This is a genomic window from Streptomyces sp. MH60 (genome assembly GCF_002939385.1).
Taxonomy (GTDB): domain Bacteria; phylum Actinomycetota; class Actinomycetes; order Streptomycetales; family Streptomycetaceae; genus Streptomyces.
The window spans coordinates 34,911-52,742 of record NZ_MULI01000004.1; the positions used below are offsets into that span (position 1 = coordinate 34,911).

16 protein-coding genes are annotated in these 17,832 nt (G+C 71.1%); 7 read left to right on the forward strand and 9 right to left on the reverse strand.

Translation table 11 applies throughout. From position 1 onward, the window contains the following. Positions 1-12 precede the first annotated feature (12 nt). From BZZ08_RS04820 to BZZ08_RS04835, 4 genes are all read right to left on the reverse strand, one after another. Entirely contained in the window at positions 13-1,695 is a 1,683-nt protein-coding gene (locus BZZ08_RS04820; protein ID WP_104630876.1) for a glycoside hydrolase family 13 protein, read from the reverse strand. 110 nt (positions 1,696-1,805) lie between these two features. After that, positions 1,806-2,717 carry a sugar ABC transporter permease gene (locus BZZ08_RS04825; protein WP_104630877.1) on the reverse strand — a complete coding sequence of 304 codons (912 nt, stop codon included), beginning with the start codon at positions 2,715-2,717 and terminating at the stop codon, positions 1,806-1,808. A 13-nt stretch (positions 2,718-2,730) separates the two neighbouring features. Next, positions 2,731-3,735 (reverse strand): carbohydrate ABC transporter permease, encoded by a 1,005-nt coding sequence (locus tag BZZ08_RS04830; RefSeq protein ID WP_104630878.1) that lies wholly within the window; start codon positions 3,733-3,735, stop codon positions 2,731-2,733. A gap of 115 nt (positions 3,736-3,850) precedes the next feature. Next, on the reverse strand, positions 3,851-5,122 hold the full coding sequence (locus BZZ08_RS04835) for an extracellular solute-binding protein (RefSeq protein WP_104630879.1): 1,272 nt from the start codon (positions 5,120-5,122) through the stop codon (positions 3,851-3,853). Positions 5,123-5,512: 390 nt separating this feature from the next. Here BZZ08_RS04835 and BZZ08_RS04840 point away from each other — a divergent pair, with 390 nt between their 5' ends. Both BZZ08_RS04840 and BZZ08_RS04845 read left to right on the forward strand, forming a co-directional pair. Beyond that, on the forward strand, positions 5,513-6,547 hold the full coding sequence (locus BZZ08_RS04840) for a LacI family DNA-binding transcriptional regulator (RefSeq protein ID WP_104630880.1): 1,035 nt from the start codon (positions 5,513-5,515) through the stop codon (positions 6,545-6,547). 94 nt (positions 6,548-6,641) lie between these two features. Then, positions 6,642-7,505 carry a phosphatase PAP2 family protein gene (locus BZZ08_RS04845; RefSeq protein WP_104630881.1) on the forward strand — a complete coding sequence of 288 codons (864 nt, stop codon included), beginning with the start codon at positions 6,642-6,644 and terminating at the stop codon, positions 7,503-7,505. A 124-nt stretch (positions 7,506-7,629) separates the two neighbouring features. Here BZZ08_RS04845 and BZZ08_RS04850 read toward each other — a convergent pair whose 3' ends face one another. Then, positions 7,630-10,641: a bifunctional [glutamine synthetase] adenylyltransferase/[glutamine synthetase]-adenylyl-L-tyrosine phosphorylase gene (locus BZZ08_RS04850; RefSeq protein WP_104630882.1), complete on the reverse strand. Its 3,012-nt coding sequence runs from the start codon at positions 10,639-10,641 to the stop codon at positions 7,630-7,632. A gap of 174 nt (positions 10,642-10,815) precedes the next feature. Here BZZ08_RS04850 and BZZ08_RS04860 point away from each other — a divergent pair, with 174 nt between their 5' ends. Genes BZZ08_RS04860 through BZZ08_RS04870 form a run of 3 tightly spaced genes read left to right on the forward strand, consistent with a single transcriptional unit; the run spans position 10,816 to position 11,833 of the window. After that, positions 10,816-11,079, forward strand: a complete 264-nt coding sequence (locus BZZ08_RS04860) for a type II toxin-antitoxin system Phd/YefM family antitoxin (RefSeq protein WP_052839935.1) — start codon at positions 10,816-10,818, stop codon at positions 11,077-11,079. After that, positions 11,076-11,330 (forward strand): Txe/YoeB family addiction module toxin, encoded by a 255-nt coding sequence (locus BZZ08_RS04865; protein ID WP_030189135.1) that lies wholly within the window; start codon positions 11,076-11,078, stop codon positions 11,328-11,330. Before BZZ08_RS04860 ends, BZZ08_RS04865 begins: the two co-directional genes overlap by 4 nt. Positions 11,331-11,386: 56 nt before the next feature. Then, entirely contained in the window at positions 11,387-11,833 is a 447-nt protein-coding gene (locus tag BZZ08_RS04870) for a VOC family protein (protein ID WP_104630883.1), read from the forward strand. A gap of 27 nt (positions 11,834-11,860) precedes the next feature. Here the strand turns inward: BZZ08_RS04870 and BZZ08_RS04875 are convergent, their stop codons facing one another. The 3 genes from BZZ08_RS04875 to BZZ08_RS04885 form a co-directional block, all read right to left on the reverse strand. Next, the gene (locus BZZ08_RS04875; protein WP_198601291.1) at positions 11,861-13,621 is read right to left on the reverse strand and encodes an NAD+ synthase; all 1,761 of its coding nucleotides are present in this window, start codon (positions 13,619-13,621) and stop codon (positions 11,861-11,863) included. 106 nt (positions 13,622-13,727) lie between these two features. Then, positions 13,728-14,354 carry a DUF305 domain-containing protein gene (locus BZZ08_RS04880; RefSeq protein ID WP_104630885.1) on the reverse strand — a complete coding sequence of 209 codons (627 nt, stop codon included), beginning with the start codon at positions 14,352-14,354 and terminating at the stop codon, positions 13,728-13,730. Continuing rightward, entirely contained in the window at positions 14,351-15,019 is a 669-nt protein-coding gene (locus tag BZZ08_RS04885; RefSeq protein WP_104630886.1) for a DUF3105 domain-containing protein, read from the reverse strand. The genes BZZ08_RS04880 and BZZ08_RS04885 overlap by 4 nt, the downstream gene beginning before the upstream one ends. Positions 15,020-15,308: 289 nt before the next feature. On the opposite strand from BZZ08_RS04885, the gene glnA reads away from it, so the two are divergent. Further along, complete coding sequence (gene glnA / locus BZZ08_RS04890) at positions 15,309-16,670, forward strand: type I glutamate--ammonia ligase (RefSeq protein WP_104631010.1); 1,362 nt, start codon at positions 15,309-15,311, stop codon at positions 16,668-16,670. Between the two features lie 34 nt (positions 16,671-16,704). Here the strand turns inward: glnA and BZZ08_RS04895 are convergent, their stop codons facing one another. Beyond that, positions 16,705-17,151 (reverse strand): DUF1772 domain-containing protein, encoded by a 447-nt coding sequence (locus BZZ08_RS04895; protein WP_104630887.1) that lies wholly within the window; start codon positions 17,149-17,151, stop codon positions 16,705-16,707. Positions 17,152-17,241: 90 nt separating this feature from the next. On the opposite strand from BZZ08_RS04895, the gene BZZ08_RS04900 reads away from it, so the two are divergent. Then, on the forward strand, positions 17,242-17,820 hold the full coding sequence (locus BZZ08_RS04900) for a TetR/AcrR family transcriptional regulator (protein ID WP_104630888.1): 579 nt from the start codon (positions 17,242-17,244) through the stop codon (positions 17,818-17,820). Positions 17,821-17,832 lie beyond the last annotated feature (12 nt).

Below are 17,832 nucleotides of genomic sequence, written 5' to 3' on the forward strand. Positions count from 1 at the left end.
CCGGGGGTGGTGTCAGGCCCTGGTCCACCACACCGTGGTGTCCGCCGGTACCTTCGCCTCGCCGGCCGCCTCGGTGATCTCACCGCTGGCCAGCAGGACGCGCCCGTACGCGGGCATCGCCACCGACTCGCCGGTGGTGTTGGCGACGCACACGAAGTCACCGCGCCGGAAGGCGACGACGCCCTCGGGGGCGCGCAGCCACTCGACCGCGTCCCCCGCGCCGAGGTCGGCGGTGGAGCGGCGGACGGCCAGGGCCTCGCGGTACAGCTCCAGGGTCGAGCCGGGCTCGCCGGTCTGCGCCTCGACGCTCAGCTCGCCCCAGCCCGCCGGCTGCGGCAGCCAGCTGCCGCCGTCGCCGAAGCCGTACGAGGAGCCCGCACGGGTCCACGGGATCGGCACCCGGCAGCCGTCGCGGAAGCCGTCCTGGCCGGCGCCGCGGAAGTACGCCGGGTCCTGGCGTACCTCGTCGGGCAGGTCGACGACGTCCGGGAGGCCCAGCTCCTCACCCTGGTAGACGTAGGCGGAGCCGGGCAGGGCCAGCATCAGGAGGGTCGCGGCGCGGGCCCTGCGCAGGCCCAGTGCGCGGTCGCCGGCCAGGCGGATCTGGGTGCCGAGGCCCGCCGGGTTGGCGAAGCGGGTGGCGTGCCGGGTCACGTCGTGGTTGGACAGGACCCAGGTGGCGGGGGCCCCGACCGGGCGCATGGCGTCCAGCGTGCGGTCGATGACCGTGCGCAGCTCCTCGGCGTCCCAGTGGGTGCCCAGGTACTGGAAGTTGAACGCCTGGTGCAGCTCGTCGGGACGGACGTAGTTCGCCGTGCGCTCGACGGTCGGGGTCCACGCCTCGGCGACGAAGATGCGCTCGCCGCTGTACTCGTCGAGGATCAGCCGCCACTGGCGGTAGATGTCGTGGACGCCGTCCTGGTCGAAGAACGGCATGACATCGTTGCCCAGCAGTTTCAGCTGCTCGTGGGATCCCAGGTCGGGCAGGCCCTCGGCCTTCACCATGCCGTGCGCGACGTCGATGCGGAAGCCGTCCACGCCCATGTCCAGCCAGAACCGCAGGATGGAGCGGAACTCGTCGCCGACGGCCGGGTGCTCCCAGTTGAAGTCGGGCTGCTCGGGGGCGAACAGGTGCAGATACCACTCCCCCGGCGTGCCGTCGGGCTCGGTGACCCGGGTCCAGGCGGGCCCGCCGAAGATGGACTCCCAGTCGTTGGGCGGCAGTTCGCCGTTCTTCCCCTTGCCGGCGCGGAAGTGGTAGCGGTCCCGGGAGGGGGAGCCGGGGCCCTCGGCCAGGGCGCGCTTGAACCACTCGTACTGGTCGGAGGAGTGGTTGGGCACCAGGTCGACGATGATGCGCAGGCCCAGCGCGTGGGCGTCGCGGATCAGCGCGTCGGCGTCCAGGAGGGTGCCGAACATGGGGTCGACGGCCCGGTAGTCGGCGACGTCGTAGCCGGCGTCGGCCTGCGGGGAGGCGTAGAAGGGGCTGAGCCACACGGCGTCCACGCCCAGGTCGCGCAGGTACGGCAGGCGGGTGCGGACGCCCTCCAGGTCGCCCATGCCGTCGCCGTTGCTGTCGGCGAAGCTGCGCGGGTACACCTGGTAGATGACCGCGTCCCGCCACCAGTCGTGGCGCTCGGAGACGGTGGCGACGGCGGAGGTGGGGGCCGGTGCGGCGGAAGGCTGCTGGCTCATGTCGTCCTTGGTACGTAACGGAGTGGAGGCGTGGTGGCGCGAGAGGCGGCCGGCCGCGGTGCAGCGGGGTCGGATGGCACCGCGGCCGGACGTTTCGGGTCGGGCGGCGATCAGCCCTTCGTGCCGCCCGCGGTGAGGCCGGTCACCAGGTTCTTCTGCACGAGGTAGAAGAACGCGGAGACGGGTATCGCGACGAGCACGGCGGTGGCCGCCATCAGGTTGCGCTGCGCGTCGTGCTCGCTGACGAAGCTCTGCAGTCCGACGGCGAAGGTGTACTTCGTGTCGCTCAGCATGAACGTCGAGGCGAAGGCGACCTCGCCGAAGGCCGTGATGAAGCTGTAGAAGCCGGCGACCGCGAGGCCCGGCCGGGCCAGCGGCAGGATCAGCCGGAAGAAGGTGCCGAACGGGCTCAGCCCGTCCACCCGCCCGGCCTCGTCGATCTCGAACGGGATGGTGTCGAAGTAGCCCTTGAGCAGCCAGGCGCAGTACGGCACCGCGGTGGAGCAGTAGACGAGGATCAGGCCGAAGTAGTTGTCGATGAGCTGGAGCTTCGACAGGATCTGGTACATCGGCACGATCAGGACCGCGATGGGGAACATCTGGGTGACCAGCAGGACCCACATGAGCTTCTTGTAGCCCGGGAAGCGCATCCGCGAGACCGCGTAGCCGGTCGTCGCGGCGACCAGCACGCCGATGACGGTGGTGCCCAGCGAGACGATCAGCGAACTCTTCAGCCAGTCGAAGAAGTTGGTGTCCTGGAGCACGAACGCGTAGTTGTCGAAGGTCATCTTCGACCAGATGCGTCCGGGGTGCAGGTAGTCGTTCTTGTCCGGGCCGAGGGACAGGTAGACCAGCCAGCCGACCGGGAAGAGCGCGACGAGGCTCGCGAGGGTCAGCACGCCGTGGGAGGCGAACGACGCGGCGCGGCTGCGTTCGCCGCGGCGGCGCACCTTGCGCGGCGGCGCGGCGGGCGCGGTGATCTGCTCGGCGGGGGCCTGGGTGGGCGCGGTGCTTGTACTCATGGCGGCTCCTGCCTCAGTTCGCGAGCTGCTGCTCATTGCGGTTCAGCCAGCGGCGGTAGAAGGAGGTGAAGACGATCAGGATGGCCAGCAGCAGGATGCCGTAGGCCGCGGACTGCGCGAAGTCGCGCGGCTGCTGCCCGAAGCCGAGCTGGTACGCCCAGGTGACGAGGATCTGCGCGTCGGGGGCGGTGTTGCCGAACAGCAGGAAGATCACGGCGAACTGGTTGAAGGTCCAGATGATGCCGAGCAGGACCACGGTGGAGCTGACGGACCGCAGACCGGGCAGGGTGACGTAGCGGAAGCGCTGCCAGGCGTTGGCGCCGTCCATCTCGGAGGCCTCGTAGAGGCTGTTGTCGATGGACTGGAGGCCGCCGAGGAGCGAGACCATCATGAACGGCACACCGCACCAGGTGTTGACCATGATCGCGGAGAAGCGCTGCCAGAAGGTGTCCTCCAGCCACGCCGGCGTCGGCAGGTGCAGCCAGTCCAGGGCGGAGTTGATGATGCCCTGGTCGGCGAGCATGAAGCGCCAGCCGAAGACGGTGACGAAGGTGGGCACGGCCCAGGGCAGGACCAGGATCAGCCGGTAGAAGGTGCGCCCGCGCAGCTTCTGGTTGAGCAGCAGGGCGAGCCCGAGGCCGATGAAGAAGTGCAGGCCGACGCAGACCGCCGTCCACACGACGGTCCAGATGAAGTGCGACCAGAAGCGGTCGTAGGCCGTCGGGCCCCACAGGATGTCGGCGTAGTTGTCCAGGCCGACGAACTTGTAGGTGGCCTCGATCTCGTTGACGCCGATGGTGCGCGCGCTGTTGAGGCTGTTGGCGTCGGTGAGGGTGAGGTAGAGGCCGTAGCCCAGCGGGTACAGCACGAGGACGCCGATCACGACGGCCACCGGCGCGATCATGGCGTAGGCGTACCAGTGCTTCTGGTAGCCGTCTTTCAGACGGCGGCCGAGGCCGGGCCGCGGGGTGCGGTCACCGCGGCGCTTGCCGGTCGCGCGGTCGATGGCGACTGTCATGGTTCGACACCTTCGGGAGCATCGGGAAGGTCAGGGGTGAGCGGTCGGGGCGGGGCGCACGGCCGGTGACCGCCGGGCCCCTCCCCCGGTGCGGGGGCCCGGCGGTCGGGTGGACCTACTTGCTGAAGTCCGGCACCAGCTTGGCGATCGCGGTCTCGACGTCGCCCAGTCCCTCGTCCAGGGACTGCTTGCCGCCGGCGATCTGGGGCAGCTCGTCGTCCAGCGGCGTCCACAGGGAGCTGTACTCGGGCAGCGCCGGGCGCGGCTGGGCGGCGGGCAGGACCGTCTGGAAGCCGGCGATGCCCGGGTCGGCCTTGACCTTCTCGGTGTAGGCGTCGTCGCGGGTCGGCAGCGTGGAGTTCTTCAGGGCGACGGTCTCCTGGGACTTCGCCGAGGTCATGAACTTCACGAACTTCAGCGCGGCCTCCTGGTGGGCCTTGTCCGAACCGGCGTAGACCGACAGGTTGTGGCCGCCGGTCGGGGCGCCCGCCTTGCCGGTGGAGCCGGCCGGGACGGTGGCGATGCCGAGGTTGTTCTTGTCCTTGAAGGCCGAGCCCTTGTAGAAGTTGGTGATCTCCCACGGGCCCTGGATGATCGAGGCGACCTTGCCGCTGACGAACGCCTCCTGGATGTGGGCGTAGGCGTCCGCGGTGGTGTCGGCCTTGTGCAGGCCCTTGCCGTTGAAGAGGCTCAGCCAGGTGCCGTAGCCCTTCTTCGCCTCGGCGGAGTCGACGGTGACCTTCTTGGCGTCGGCGTCGACCGTGTCGGTGCCCTCGCCGTACAGGAACGGCTGCGCGTAGTAGCCGGCCGTGGAGGCCCAGTAGCCGTCGACGCCGGCCTTGTCCTTGATGGTGGCGGCGGCCTTCTTCAGGTCGTCCCAGGTCTTGGGGGCCTCGACGCCGGCCTTCTTGAACAGTTCCTTGTTGTAGACGAAGGCGAGGGTGTCGGTGACCAGCGGGACGCCGTAGGTCTTGCCCTCGTACTTGGCCTGCTCGACCAGGTTGGGCTGGAACTTGTCCTGCTCGGCGAGGGCCTCGGTGCCGTCCAGCGGCAGGAAGAAGCCCTTCTTGGCGAAGGCGGGCGTCCAGCCGACCTCGGAGCGCAGCACGTCGGGGGCGCCCTTGGATCCCGCGGCGGTGTCGAACTTGTTCTGCGCCTGGTCGAACGGCACGTTGACGAAGTTGACCTTGACGCCCTTGTTGGCGGCCTCGAACTCCTTGACCAGGGCCTTGTAGGTCGGCGCCTCGTTGGTCGCGTTGGAGGTGTCCCAGTAAGTGATGGTGACCGGTCCGCCCGACTCGCTGTCGCCGCCGTCGTCTCCGCCGCACGCCGTCGCCGCCAGGGCGAGGGACGCCACCAGCGCGGTGGCCGCTATGCCACGCCGCATGAGTTCTCCTTGAGGGTGAAAGCCCGTGTGGTGCAGGGTGCGGGCCCGTCCGCCGCTCCTGCCGTCACCGACCGCGTCATCGCCGCCGTCGGGCGACGTGAACGTAACAGCGTTGAAAGCCCGGCGAAAGGTCTTGCAGCAAAAATGTGCAAGAGATCTCCGAAGTTATCCGGGCGTGACCTCTCGGCGACCGTCATGAGACGCTTGTTTACGGGGTCCGAGCGGTATCGGGCCGGTTGTGCAAGACTCTGCAAGCTCTTGCCGCCACTTTCTCGAGGGAGCGCGATGACGCAGCAGCCCGCGCCGGGCCGTCCGACGGGCCGTCCAACCGGCCGCCCACGGCGCCCGATCGGTGTGCAAGGCGGCGGCCGACCGGTACAGTCCACCCCTGTGACCACACGGCTTGCCGACATCGCCGCCCAGGCGGGGGTGAGCGAAGCGACCGTCAGCCGCGTCCTGAACGGGAAGCCGGGCGTCGCCGCCACCCCCCGCCAGTCCGTGCTCGCTGCCCTCGACGTGCTGGGCTACGAGCGCCCCGTGCGGCTGCGGCAGCGCAGCGAGGGCCTGGTGGGCCTGATCACCCCGGAGCTGGAGAACCCGATATTCCCGGCGCTGGCCCAGGTCATCGGCCAGGCGCTGACCCGCCAGGGCTACACGCCGGTCCTCGCCACCCAGACGCCGGGCGGCTCCACGGAGGACGAGCTGACCGAGATGCTGGTCGACCGCGGGGTCGCCGGCATCATCTATGTCTCGGGGCTGCACGCCGACACCACCGCCGACATGCAGCGCTACGAGCGGCTGCGCGCGCAGGGCGTGCCGTTCGTCCTCGTCGACGGCTTCTCCTCGCAGGTGCAGGCGCCGTTCATCTCCCCCGACGACCGGGCCGCGATGAGCCTCGCGGTCACCCACCTCGTCTCGCTCGGCCACACCCGGATCGGGCTGGCCCTCGGGCCGAAGCGGTTCGTGCCGGTGCAGCGCAAGATCGAGGGCTTCGTGCGCACGGTCCAGGAGCAGTTGGGCCTGAGCGCCGAGACGGTGGAGAAGGAGCTGGTCCAGCACTCGTTGTACACCCTGGAGGGCGGCCAGGCGGCGGCCTCCGCGCTCATCGGACGGGACTGCACGGCGGTGGTCTGCGCCAGCGACATGATGGCGCTGGGCGCGATACGCGCGGCGCGGCAGCTGGGCCTGGACGTGCCCAAGGACGTCTCGGTGGTCGGCTTCGACGACTCGCCGCTGATCGCCTTCACCGACCCGCCGCTGACGACGGTCCGCAAGCCGGTGCCCGCGATGGGGCAGGCCGCGGTGCGCACGCTGCTCGAGGAGATCGGCGGGACGCCCGCGCCGCACAGCGAGTTCGTGTTCATGCCGGAGCTGGTGGTGCGCGGCTCGACGGCGTCGGCACCGGGTGAGCGCGGCCGCCCCTGACCCCTCGGGGGGCGGCGGCTCCGGGCCGGATGCGGGTCGGATCCACCTGGGGGATGATCGGTGGGACAGGGCTTTTCTGGCAGACTTCATGCCTATGGGTGACGCGACCGTGAGGACTCGGGAACGCCAGGAGGACGGCGTTCGGCACCCCGTCACTGAGACGACGGGGAGAGGACTCCTGCGTCGGCTCCGCGCCCCGCGCCGGCCCCGCCTCTGGTTCGAGATCCTGCTGATCGCGCTCAGCTACTGGACGTACTCCCTGGTCCGCAACGCGGTGCCGGAACAGCGGACGGCGGCCCTGCGCAACGCCGACTGGATCTGGCGCGTCGAGCAGCAACTGGGCATCGCCGTCGAGGAGTCCGTCAACCACGCCGTGAACTCGGTGACTTGGCTCGTCGTCGGCATGAACTACTACTACGCCACGCTGCACTTCGTGGTGACCCTGGGTGTCCTGGTGTGGCTCTTCCGCAGTCACCCCGGCCGTTACGCGGCGACCCGGCTGGTGCTCTTCGCGACCACGGGTGTCGCCCTGGTCGGCTACTACCTGTATCCGCTCGCGCCGCCCCGGCTGATGAACGGCGGGCACTTCGTCGACACGGTGATGGTCCACCAGACGTGGGGGTCGATGGCGTCCGGTGACCTGAAGAACATGTCCAACCAGTACGCCGCGATGCCGTCGATGCACATCGGGTGGTCGGTGTGGTGCGGCCTGACGATCTTCGCGTTGGCGTCGGTGCCGTGGGTGCGGGTGCTGGGGCTGGTGTATCCGGCGCTCACGCTGGTGGTGATCGTGGCGACGGCGAACCACTTCTGGCTGGACGCGGTGGGGGGTGTGCTGTGCCTGGCGTTCGGGTACGGGGTGGCTGCCGCGTGGTACGGGAAGCTGCCCTACGCGTTGCCTCGGCTGGTGCCGGTCGCTGCGCGGCGGCGGAGGGTGTGGTCGCCGGGGCGGGCCTGACGGGTGCCCGGGGCCAGCGTGGCCGGGGGGGGGTGCGCGGCCCGGCGTGGCGGGGTGCCGCTGCGCCCACCCGTGCCGCCCCAGCGGCACGACTGCCCGCAGCTGCGGCAGGGGGCGGTAGCAGCTACGTGTAGAACAGGTCCTCCACCACCGTCCTCGCCCGGCGGGCCGTGCGGCGGTATTCGTCGAGCATGTCGCCCGCGTGGCCCGAGCCGTGGCCCAGGTAGCGGCCGACGGCCGCCAGCTCGCGCGGGTCGGTCGGGAAGGTGTCCCCGGCCCGCCCGCGGACCAGCATCACCGCGTTGCGGACCCGTGTCGCCAGCACCCACGCCTCGTCGAGGATCTCGGTGTGCTCCGCCGAGACCAGCCCGGCGTCCCGGGCGGCGGCCAGCGCCGCACGCGTCCCGGTGGTCCGCAGCCCGGCGATCTCGTGCCCGTGCCGGAGCTGGAAGAGCTGCACGGTCCACTCCACGTCGGAGAGCCCGCCCGGCCCCAGTTTGGCGTGCAGCTTGGGGTCGGCCCCGCGCGGCAGCCGCTCGGACTCCATACGGGCCTTGAGCCGGCGGATCTCCCGTACGGCGTCCTCCCCGAGCCCGCCCGCCGGGTAGCGCAGGGGGTCGATCAGCTCGATGAAGCGCCGCCCCAGCTCCTCGTCCCCGGCGACGAACTCGGCCCGCAGCAGGGCGTGCGACTCCCACCCCAGCGACCAGCGCCGGTAGTAGGCCTCGTACGACTTCAGGGTCCGCACCAGCGGCCCGGACCTGCCCTCGGGCCGCAGGTCGGCGTCGATGAGCAGCGGCGGGTCGGCGCTCGGCACCTGGAGCAGGCGCCGCATCTCGGAGACGACCTTGTTGGCGGCGTCGCCCGCCTCCCGCTCGTCCACCCCGTCACGGGGCTCGTGCACGAACAGCACGTCCGCGTCCGAGCCGTAGCCCAGCTCGTGTCCGCCGAAGCGGCCCATGCCGATGATCGCGAACCGGGTCGGCAGGACGTCGCCCCACTTCTCCCGCACGACCGCCCGCAGCGTCCCCGCCAGCGTCGCCGCCGTCAGGTCGGACACGGCGTCGCCGACCAGGTCCACCAGGGCGCCCTGGTCGGCCGCGACGGGCTGGGCCTCGGTGCCGTAGGAGCCGACGATGTCCGCGGCGGCCGTGCGGAACAGCTCCCGGCGCCGTACGCCGCGCACCGCGGTGACGGCCTGTACGGCGTCGTCGGCGCGCCGGACCGCGGCGAGGGTCTCCTGCTCCAGCTGTGCCCGGCCGCGCGGCCGCAGTCCCCCGGCCACGCCGTCGCCGAGCAGCGCGACGGCCTCCGGGGCCCGCATCAGCAGGTCGGGGGCGAGCCGCCCGGCGGAGAGCACCCGGGCGAGGTTCTCGGCGGCGGCGCCCTCGTCGCGCAGCAGCCTGAGGTACCAGGGCGTGGTGCCGAGCGCGTCGGAGACCTTGCGGAAGTTCAGCAGGCCGGTGTCCGGGTCGGCGGAGTCGGCGAACCAGCCGAGCAGCACGGGCAGCAGGGTGCGCTGGATGGCCGCCTTGCGGGTGACGCCGGACGCGAGCGCCTCCAGGTGCCTGAGCGCGGCGGCCGGGTCGGCGTACCCGAGGGCGACCAGGCGCTCCCGGGCGGCCTCGGGGCTCAGCCGGGCCTCGCCGGGCGCGAGCTGGGCGACGGCGTCGAGCAGTGGCCGGTAGAACAGCTTCTCGTGCAGCCGGCGTACGACGGAGGCGTGCCGCTTCCACGCGCGCAGCAGCCCGCTCACCGGGTCGGTGCGCAGGCCCAGGGAGCGGCCGAGGCGGCGCAGGTCGGCCTCGTCCTCGGGCACGAGGTGGGTGCGGCGCAGCCGGTGCAGCTGGATGCGGTGCTCCATGGAGCGCAGGAAGCGGTACGCCTCGTCGAGCTGGGCGGCGTCGGCGCGGCCGACGTAGCCGCCCGCGGCGAGGGCCGCCAGCGCGTCCAGCGTGGTGCCGCTGTGCAGGGAGGTGTCCGCCCGCCCGTGCACCAGCTGGAGGAGCTGCACGGCGAACTCGACGTCCCTGAGGCCGCCCGGCCCGAGCTTGAGCTGCCGGTCGACCTCGGCGACCGGGATGTTCTCGACCACCCGGCGGCGCATCTTCTGCACGTCCGGGACGAAGTTCTCGCGGTCGGCGGCCTGCCACACCAGGGGCTGGAGGGCGGCGACGTACTCGGCGCCGAGTCCGGGGTCGCCGGCCACCGGGCGGGCCTTGAGCAGCGCCTGGAACTCCCAGGTCTTGGCCCAGCGCTGGTAGTAGGCGAGGTGGCTGCTGAGGGTGCGCACCAGGGGGCCGTTGCGGCCCTCGGGGCGGAGGTTGGCGTCGACGGGCCAGATGGAGCCCTCGACGGTGGTCTCGGAGCAGATCCGCATCATGTGCGAGGCCAGCGAGGTCGCGGCGCGCAGCGCCTTGGTCTCGTCGGCGTCGGCGCCGGTGGCCGCGCCTTCCGCGGGCTCGCCCACGAAGATCACGTCGACGTCGGAGACGTAGTTCAGCTCGTGGCCGCCGCACTTGCCCATCGCGATCACCGCCAGCCGGCACCGCGCGGCGTCCTCGGGGGCGGCGGCCTCGGCGAGGGCCAGGGCGGCGCGCAGGGTGGCGGTGGCGAGGTCGGCCAGCTCGGCGGCGGTCTCGGCGACGTCGATGGTGCCGCACACGTCGCGGGCGGCGATGGACAGCAGGCAGCGCCGGTAGGCGACGCGCAGGGACACCGGGTCGGTGGCCTCGGCGAGCCCCCGCTCGAACTCCTCGACCCCGCGGTGCAGGTCGCGCGGCTCGTACGTCACGAGGGTCTGCCAGTCCCCCGCGTGCCGGGCGAGGTGGTCGGCGAGCGCCTCGGAGGCGCCGAGGACACCGAGGAGGCGGTCGCGCAGCGGCTTGGCCGCTATCAGGGTGTCCAGCAGCTCCTGGCGGGCGGTGGGGTCTGGCTGCGCCTCCAGGAGCCGTACCAGCCCGAGCAGGGCGAGGTCCGGGTCGGCGGTGGCGCCCAGCGCCTCCAGCAGGACGGGGTCGGCGCGCAGCTCGGCCAGCTCGGCCCCGTCCAGCAGCCGTTCGGCGGCGGAGGGATCGGTGAAGCCGTGCCGCAGCAGCCGCGTGAAGGTACTGCTCCTGCGCCCCGGCGCCGTCATCTCGGCCTCCTGTCGGACAGTGGGGCGCGTGGGCCCGGGTCGGATCAAGGTCGTACGGGCTGAGCGTAGCCGGGGAACGGCGTGCGGGCGCCGGGACGTACCGCTCCCGCTTTCCGGTGGCCCGCTCCCGACTCGTACGATATCTTGTACAAGCCGAGGAAGGGAGGCACTGGTATGTCCATCACCGCCAGCGAAGCCCGTCAGAATCTGTTCCCGCTGATAGAGCAGGTCAACGAGGACCACGCCCCGGTGCACATCACCTCCCGCAAGGGGAACGCCGTGCTGATGTCCGAGGAGGACTTCACGGCGTGGACGGAGACGGTGCATCTCCTGCGCTCGCCGAGGAACGCCCGCCGCCTGCTCGACTCCATCGCGGAGGCCGAGGCGGGCGACGCACGGCAGCGTGAGCTGATCGACCCGGACGCGGAGCGGGCGTGAGGATCACTTTCACGTCCCACGGCTGGGAGGACTACGTCCACTGGGCCGAGAGCGACCGGAAGGTGACCAAGCGGATCAACAGACTGATCGCCGACATCGCCCGTGACCCCTTCAAGGGCATCGGCAAGCCGGAGCCGCTCAAGGGCGACCTGTCCGGCTACTGGTCTCGGCGCATCGACGACACGCACCGTCTTGTGTACAAGCCCACCGATGACCTGCTGGTCATCGTCCAGGCGCGCTACCACTACTGACACCCGCCAGTACGGACCCGACACCCGCGACCGGCGAAAGCCGAAGGAGTCACGCCATGGACTTCACGCTCGAAGTCATCCCGCTCCCCGTCACCGACATCGACCGCGCCCGGGACTTCTACCGCGACAAGGTCGGCTTCCACGTCGACATCGACCAGGAGGTCATGCCGGGCATGCGGATCGTCCAGCTGACGCCCCCGGGCTCCGGCTGTTCGGTCGCCCTCGGCGACGCCATCTGGGACATGGCTCAGGGGCAGACCCGGCCGGAACCGGGCTCGTACCAGGGCCTCCAGCTCTGCGTCGCGGACATCAAGGCGGCGCACGCGGAGCTGACCGCGCGCGGTCTGGAGGTCTCGGAGCCGGTGCAGTACGCCCCGGACGACGGCGCCACCTTCATGTACTTCAAGGACCCGGACGGCAACGGCTGGGCGATCCAGGAGTACCGGCGCCGGGTGGCGGAGCCGCTGCACAAGGTGCTGGCCGACCTCAAGCGCGCGGGCTGACCGGCCCCGCCGCCCGGGCCGGTCTCCTCAGCCGCTCTCCCGCCAGCGGTTGGTGACCGGCAGGCGGCGGTCCTTGCCGAAGCCCTTGGACGAGATCTTGGTGCCCGGCGGGTACTGCCGCCGCTTGTACTCCGCGGTGTCGACCATGCGCAGCGTCCGCGTCACCAGCTCCCGGTCGTACCCGGCGGCCACGATCTCGTCCGCGCCGCGGTCCCCGTCGACGTACAGGGCGAGGATCGCGTCCAGCACCGGGTAGTCCGGCAGCGAGTCGGTGTCGACCTGGCCCGGGCGCAGCTCCGCGCTCGGCGGCTTGGTGATCGAGTGCTCGGGGATGGGCGGGGTCTGTCCCCGGGCGGCCGCCGCGCGGTTGCGCCACTCGGCGAGACGGAAGACCGACGTCTTGTACACGTCCTTGACCGGCCCGTACGCGCCCACCGAGTCGCCGTAGAGCGTCGAGTAGCCGACCGCCAGCTCCGACTTGTTGCCGGGGGCCAGGACCAGGTGGCCCTCCTGGTTGGAGAGCGCCATCAGCAGCGTCCCGCGCAGCCGGGACTGGAGGTTCTCCTCGGCCAGGCCGGTCAGCTCCAGCGCGCCCGTGTACGCGTCGAACATCGGCTCGATGGGCACGGTGCGGTAGTTCAGGCCGGTGCGCCGGGCCAGCTCGGCCGCGTCGTCCCGGGAGTGCCCGGAGGAGTACCTGGACGGCATGGAGACGCCGTACACGTGCCGGGCGCCGAGCGCGTCGCAGGCGATCGACGCGACCAGCGCGGAGTCGATGCCGCCGGACAGCCCGATCAGCACCGAGCGGAAACCGTTCTTCCCGACGTACGCGCGCAGGCCGACGACGAGCGCCGAGTAGACCTCCTCGTCGTCGTCCAGCGGCTCGGCGTGGCCGCCGGACAGCCACGGTCCGGCGGCGGGTCCGGGCGCCGGCTGCTCGGAGAGCACCACCCGGTCGATGCGCAGTCCGTCGTCCACGACGCCCGTGGGCGGCTCCGTCTCGGCGGCGGGCAGGTCGAGGTCCAGCACCACGCAGCCCTCGGTGAACTGCGGCGCCCGGGCCAGGACCGTCCCGTCCCGGTCGACGACGATCGAGTCGCCGTCGAAGACCAGCTCGTCCTGTCCGCCGGTCATGGCGAGGTAGGCGGTGGTGCACCCGGCCTCCTGGGCCCGCTTGCCCACCAGCTCCAGCCGGGTGTCGTCCTTGTCGCGCTCGTACGGGGAGGCGTTGACGGAGAGCAGCAGCCCGGCGCGCGCCGAGCGGGCGGCCGGCACCCGGCCGCCGTCCTGCCACAGGTCCTCGCAGATGGCCAGCGCCACGTCCACGCCGCGCACCCGCACCACGGGCAGGGTGTCGCCGGGCACGAAGTAGCGGAACTCGTCGAAGACGCCGTAGTTCGGCAGGTGGTGCTTGGCGAAGCTCAGCGCCACCCGGCCGCCGTGCAGCACGGCCGCGGCGTTCTGCGGGGCGCCCGCGGGCTGGCCGTACCTCGGCTGGGCCGTCGCCGAACGGTCGAGGTAGCCGACGACCACGGGGACCCCGCCGAGGCCGTCCTCCGCCAGCCGTGCCGCGAGGGAGCGCAGGGCGGCGCGGGAGGCCTCGACGAAGGACGACCTGAGGGCCAGGTCCTCCACCGGATATCCGGTGAGCACCATCTCCGGGAACGCCACCAGGTGCGCTCCCTGCCCGGCCGCGTGCCGGGTCCAGCGCAGGACCGACTCGGCGTTGCCGTCGATGTCGCCGACGGTGGAGTCGATCTGGTTCAGGGCGAGTCGTAGTCGAGGCACGCGTCCACTGTAATCGTCAGAACGACGCGATGGGGCGACGGAAGTGTGACCGCGTGATGTCCGGGACCTCACACACTTCGTCTCACGGCCCCACGGCCTCACGCCCTCACGGCCGGGGTTTCGCCCCCCGCTCGGCCAGCAGGTCGGCCATCAGCCGGATCTCCGACTCCTGCGACTCCACCATCCCCCGGGCCAGCCGCTTCTCCACGCCGACCGTGCACCGCTCGACGCAGCCCTTCGCCATGTGGACGCCGCCCTTGTGGTGCTCGGTCATCAGCTGGAGGTAGTAGACCTCGGCCCGCTTCCCGTCCAGGGTCCCGAGCTTCTTCATCTCGGCGTCGGTGGCCATCCCGGGCATCAGCGAGCCCGCACCGGCGGAGGGCGCGTCGCCCATGCCCATCCAGGCCATCGGCGGGTCCGACGACACCTTGGGCAGCTCCCACAGGTCGAGCCAGCCGATCATCATGCCGCGCTGGTTGGCCTGGGTCTGCGCGATGTCGTACGCGAGCCGCCGCACCTCCTCGTCGTCGGTGCGGTCGCGCACGATGTACGACATCTCCACGGCCTGCTGGTGGTGGACCGACATGTCCCGCGCGAACCCGGCGTCCGCGGAGTCGGCGGCCGGGACCTCGGTGCCGCCGTCGTCCCCGGCGACCGCGTAGGTGATCCCGCCGGCCGCGACGAGCACCGCGGCCGCGGCCCCCGCGACCCAGCCGGCCCGTTTCGGGGTCACTGGGACAGCCCGTTGGTGCACGCGGCCCCCGGCTCGGGGGTCTGCTCGCCCTGGACGAACTTCTCGAAGAACTTGTCCACGTTCGGGTCGTCGGCACCGGTCACCGTGCGCTGGTGCCCCCACGCGGACAGCACGATCGGGTCCTTCTGCTTGTCGTCGGGGCTCATCAGCGAGTACGGCGTCTTCTTGACCTTGTCGGCCAGCTTCTCGACGTCGGCCTTGGCAGCGTCGTCGGTGTACGTCACCCAGACGGCGCCGTGCTCCAGCGAGTGCACGGCGTTCTCGTTGTTCAGCGGCTTGGTGTAGACGTCGCCGTTGCAGTTCATCCAGACCTGGTTGTGATCGCCGCCGACGGGGGGCTCGACGGGGTAGGTGACCTTCTTCGTGACGTGGTTGCGCCCCAGGTCGCCCTTCCAGGCCCGCACGCCGTCCGCGCCGGTGGCGAACTTGCCGGAGGTCTTGCCGTCGGAGGCCGTGTCGCCGGAGGAGTCGTCGGACTGCGACCGGACCAGGAAGACGCCGCCGACGACGAGACCGGCGACGACCACGGTGCTGAGCGTGATCGCGAGGATCCGGTTCCGGCGGTCGCGGGCCTCCTCGGCGCGCCGCATCTCGGCTATGCGGGCCTGTCGCGCCGTGTTGCTGCTCTTCTTGGCGGAACCCATGGGGTGTTGCCCTTCTGGGAAGGAAACTGGAGACGGACGAGCGTGAGGTCCGCTGATCGTAATGGCGCGGGGCCCGTCCTTCGTAGGGCGGGCACAGGATCCGTCCCGGCCGGATCCCCGGAATGGCCCGATCGAACAGGTGGCCTCTACGCTGCGGTCACGGGGTGGACCGGCCGAGGAGGTCCGCAACGCGTACGTAACGGCGCTGTGGTGTGATGCTCAGGTGCCCGACCGCCTCCCGCCGTACCGGAGACAGGCGGCCTGACCAGCAAGGATGGGGAAGCGGAAGATGGACAAGCAGCAGGAGTTCGTGATCCGGACGCTGGAGGAGCGCGACATCCGGTTCGTACGCCTGTGGTTCACGGACGTTCTGGGCTTCCTCAAGTCCGTCGCCGTGGCCCCGGCCGAGCTGGAGCAGGCCTTCGACGAGGGCATCGGTTTCGACGGCTCCGCGATCGAGGGCTTCGCCCGGGTCTACGAGTCCGACATGATCGCCAAGCCGGACCCGTCGACGTTCCAGGTCCTGCCGTGGCGCGCGGAGGCTCCCGGCACGGCCCGCATGTTCTGCGACATCCTCATGCCGGACGGCTCGCCGTCCTTCGCGGACCCGCGGTACGTCCTCAAGCGGGCCCTGGCCCGCACCTCCGACCTGGGCTTCACCTTCTACACCCACCCGGAGATCGAGTTCTTCCTGCTGAAGGACAAGCCGGTCGACGGCTCGGTCCCGACCCCCGCCGACAACTCCGGCTACTTCGACCACACCCCGCAGAACATCGGCATGGACTTCCGCCGCCAGGCGATCACCATGCTGGAGTCGATGGGCATCTCGGTGGAGTTCTCCCACCACGAGGGCGCCCCCGGCCAGCAGGAGATCGACCTGCGCTACGCGGACGCGCTCTCCACGGCCGACAACGTCATGACCTTCCGCCTGGTCATGAAGCAGGTCGCGCTGGAGCAGGGCCTCCAGGCCACCTTCATGCCGAAGCCGTTCTCGGAGTACCCGGGCTCGGGCATGCACACCCACCTCTCGCTCTTCGAGGGCGACCGCAACGCGTTCTACGAGTCCGGCGCGGAGTACCAGCTCTCCAAGGTCGGCCGCTCCTTCATCGCGGGCCTGCTCCGCCACGCCGCCGAGATCTCCGCGGTCACCAACCAGTGGGTGAACTCCTACAAGCGCATCTGGGGCGGCACCGAGCGCACGGCGGGCGCCGGCGGCGAGGCCCCCTCCTACATCTGCTGGGGCCACAACAACCGCTCGGCCCTGGTCCGGGTGCCGATGTACAAGCCCGGCAAGACCGGCTCGGCCCGCGTCGAGGTCCGCTCCATCGACGCCGGCGCCAACCCGTACCTGACCTACGCCGTCCTGCTCGCCGCCGGCCTCAAGGGCATCGAGGAGGGCTACGAGCTCCCGCCGGGCGCCGAGGACGACGTCTGGGCCCTCTCGGACGCGGAACGCCGGGCCCTGGGCATCGAGCCCCTCCCCCAGAACCTGGGCGAGGCCCTCGCCCTGATGGAACGCAGCGACCTGGTCGCCGAGACCCTGGGCGAACACGTCTTCGACTTCTTCCTGCGGAACAAGCGCCAGGAGTGGGAGGAGTACCGGTCGCAGGTCACCGCCTTCGAGCTGCGGAAGTCGCTGCCGGTGCTGTAGGGCGGGCGTCGGCGACCCGGCGGAGCCCGGAGGCTCAGGCGAGGGCGGTGACCAGCAGGGCGAAGGCGGCGAGGATGACGGCAAGGCGGACGTAGTGCCAGCGCAACCAGCGCTGCGTCTGCTCCTTCCAGTCCTCGGGCCGGTTCTCGGGGGTCCACGTCTTGTTCCGGTTGTTGATCGGGACGAGCAGCAGAAGCGACATGACCACGCTGAGGATCAGCAGTCCGCCGGCGGTGACGACGAGGCCGGTGCCGTGGTGATGCCATCCGGCTGCGGCCCATATGGCGACGAGGACGACCGAGCCGATGTACCAGACCGGCATCACGGCGCCGAGCATCCGGCCCCCGTGCGCGTGGCCGAGTTGACGGCTGTCCTCCGGGAGGGCGTTGAGGATCGGGTTCATGACGAAGGCGACGGCGAACTCCACCCCCACCATCACTCCGACGACGACCGTGGTGATGACCTCGAGTGCGTTGAGCATGGCGACCCCTTCAAAATCTAGCGTTGCTAGCTGATGAGGCAAAGCTAGTACTGCCGATGCTCCGTTGTCTAGCGATGCTAGGATCGAATCATGTCGGTACAGGAACGCAAGCAGCGGGAACGGGCGGAGCGCGAGCGCCTCATCGTGGCGACGGCCCGTGAACTCGCCGAGCAGCAGGGCTGGGACGCGGTCACCACCCGTCGGCTCGCCGAGCGCATCGAGTACAGCCAGCCCGTCCTCTACAGCCACTTCCGCGGCAAGCGCGAGATCATCGGCGCCGTCGCCCTCCAGGGCGCCACCGAGATGGCCGCGGCGGTGCGGGCCGCGACCGCCGCCGCCGACGGCCCGCGCGCCCGGGTGTACGCCCTCGCCCGCGCCTACCTGGCCTTCGCCGAACGCAACCCGGCCGTCTACGACGCCATCTTCCAACTCGACGGCGGGCTGGCGTACGCACAGGAAGACACTCCGGAACCGCTCAAGGACGCCTTCGCCGCGCTGCTGGAGTGCCTCGGAGAGGTCGCCGGGAGCGGCATCGAACTCGGGCTGTTCACCGAGGTGTTCTGGGCGTCCCTGCACGGGGTGGCGACCCTGACCCGGTCGGGACGGCTGCCGCCGGAGTACACCGAACAGCGGGTGGAACTGCTCGTGGACCGACTCGCCGTGGTCTGACCCGTGCCGCTG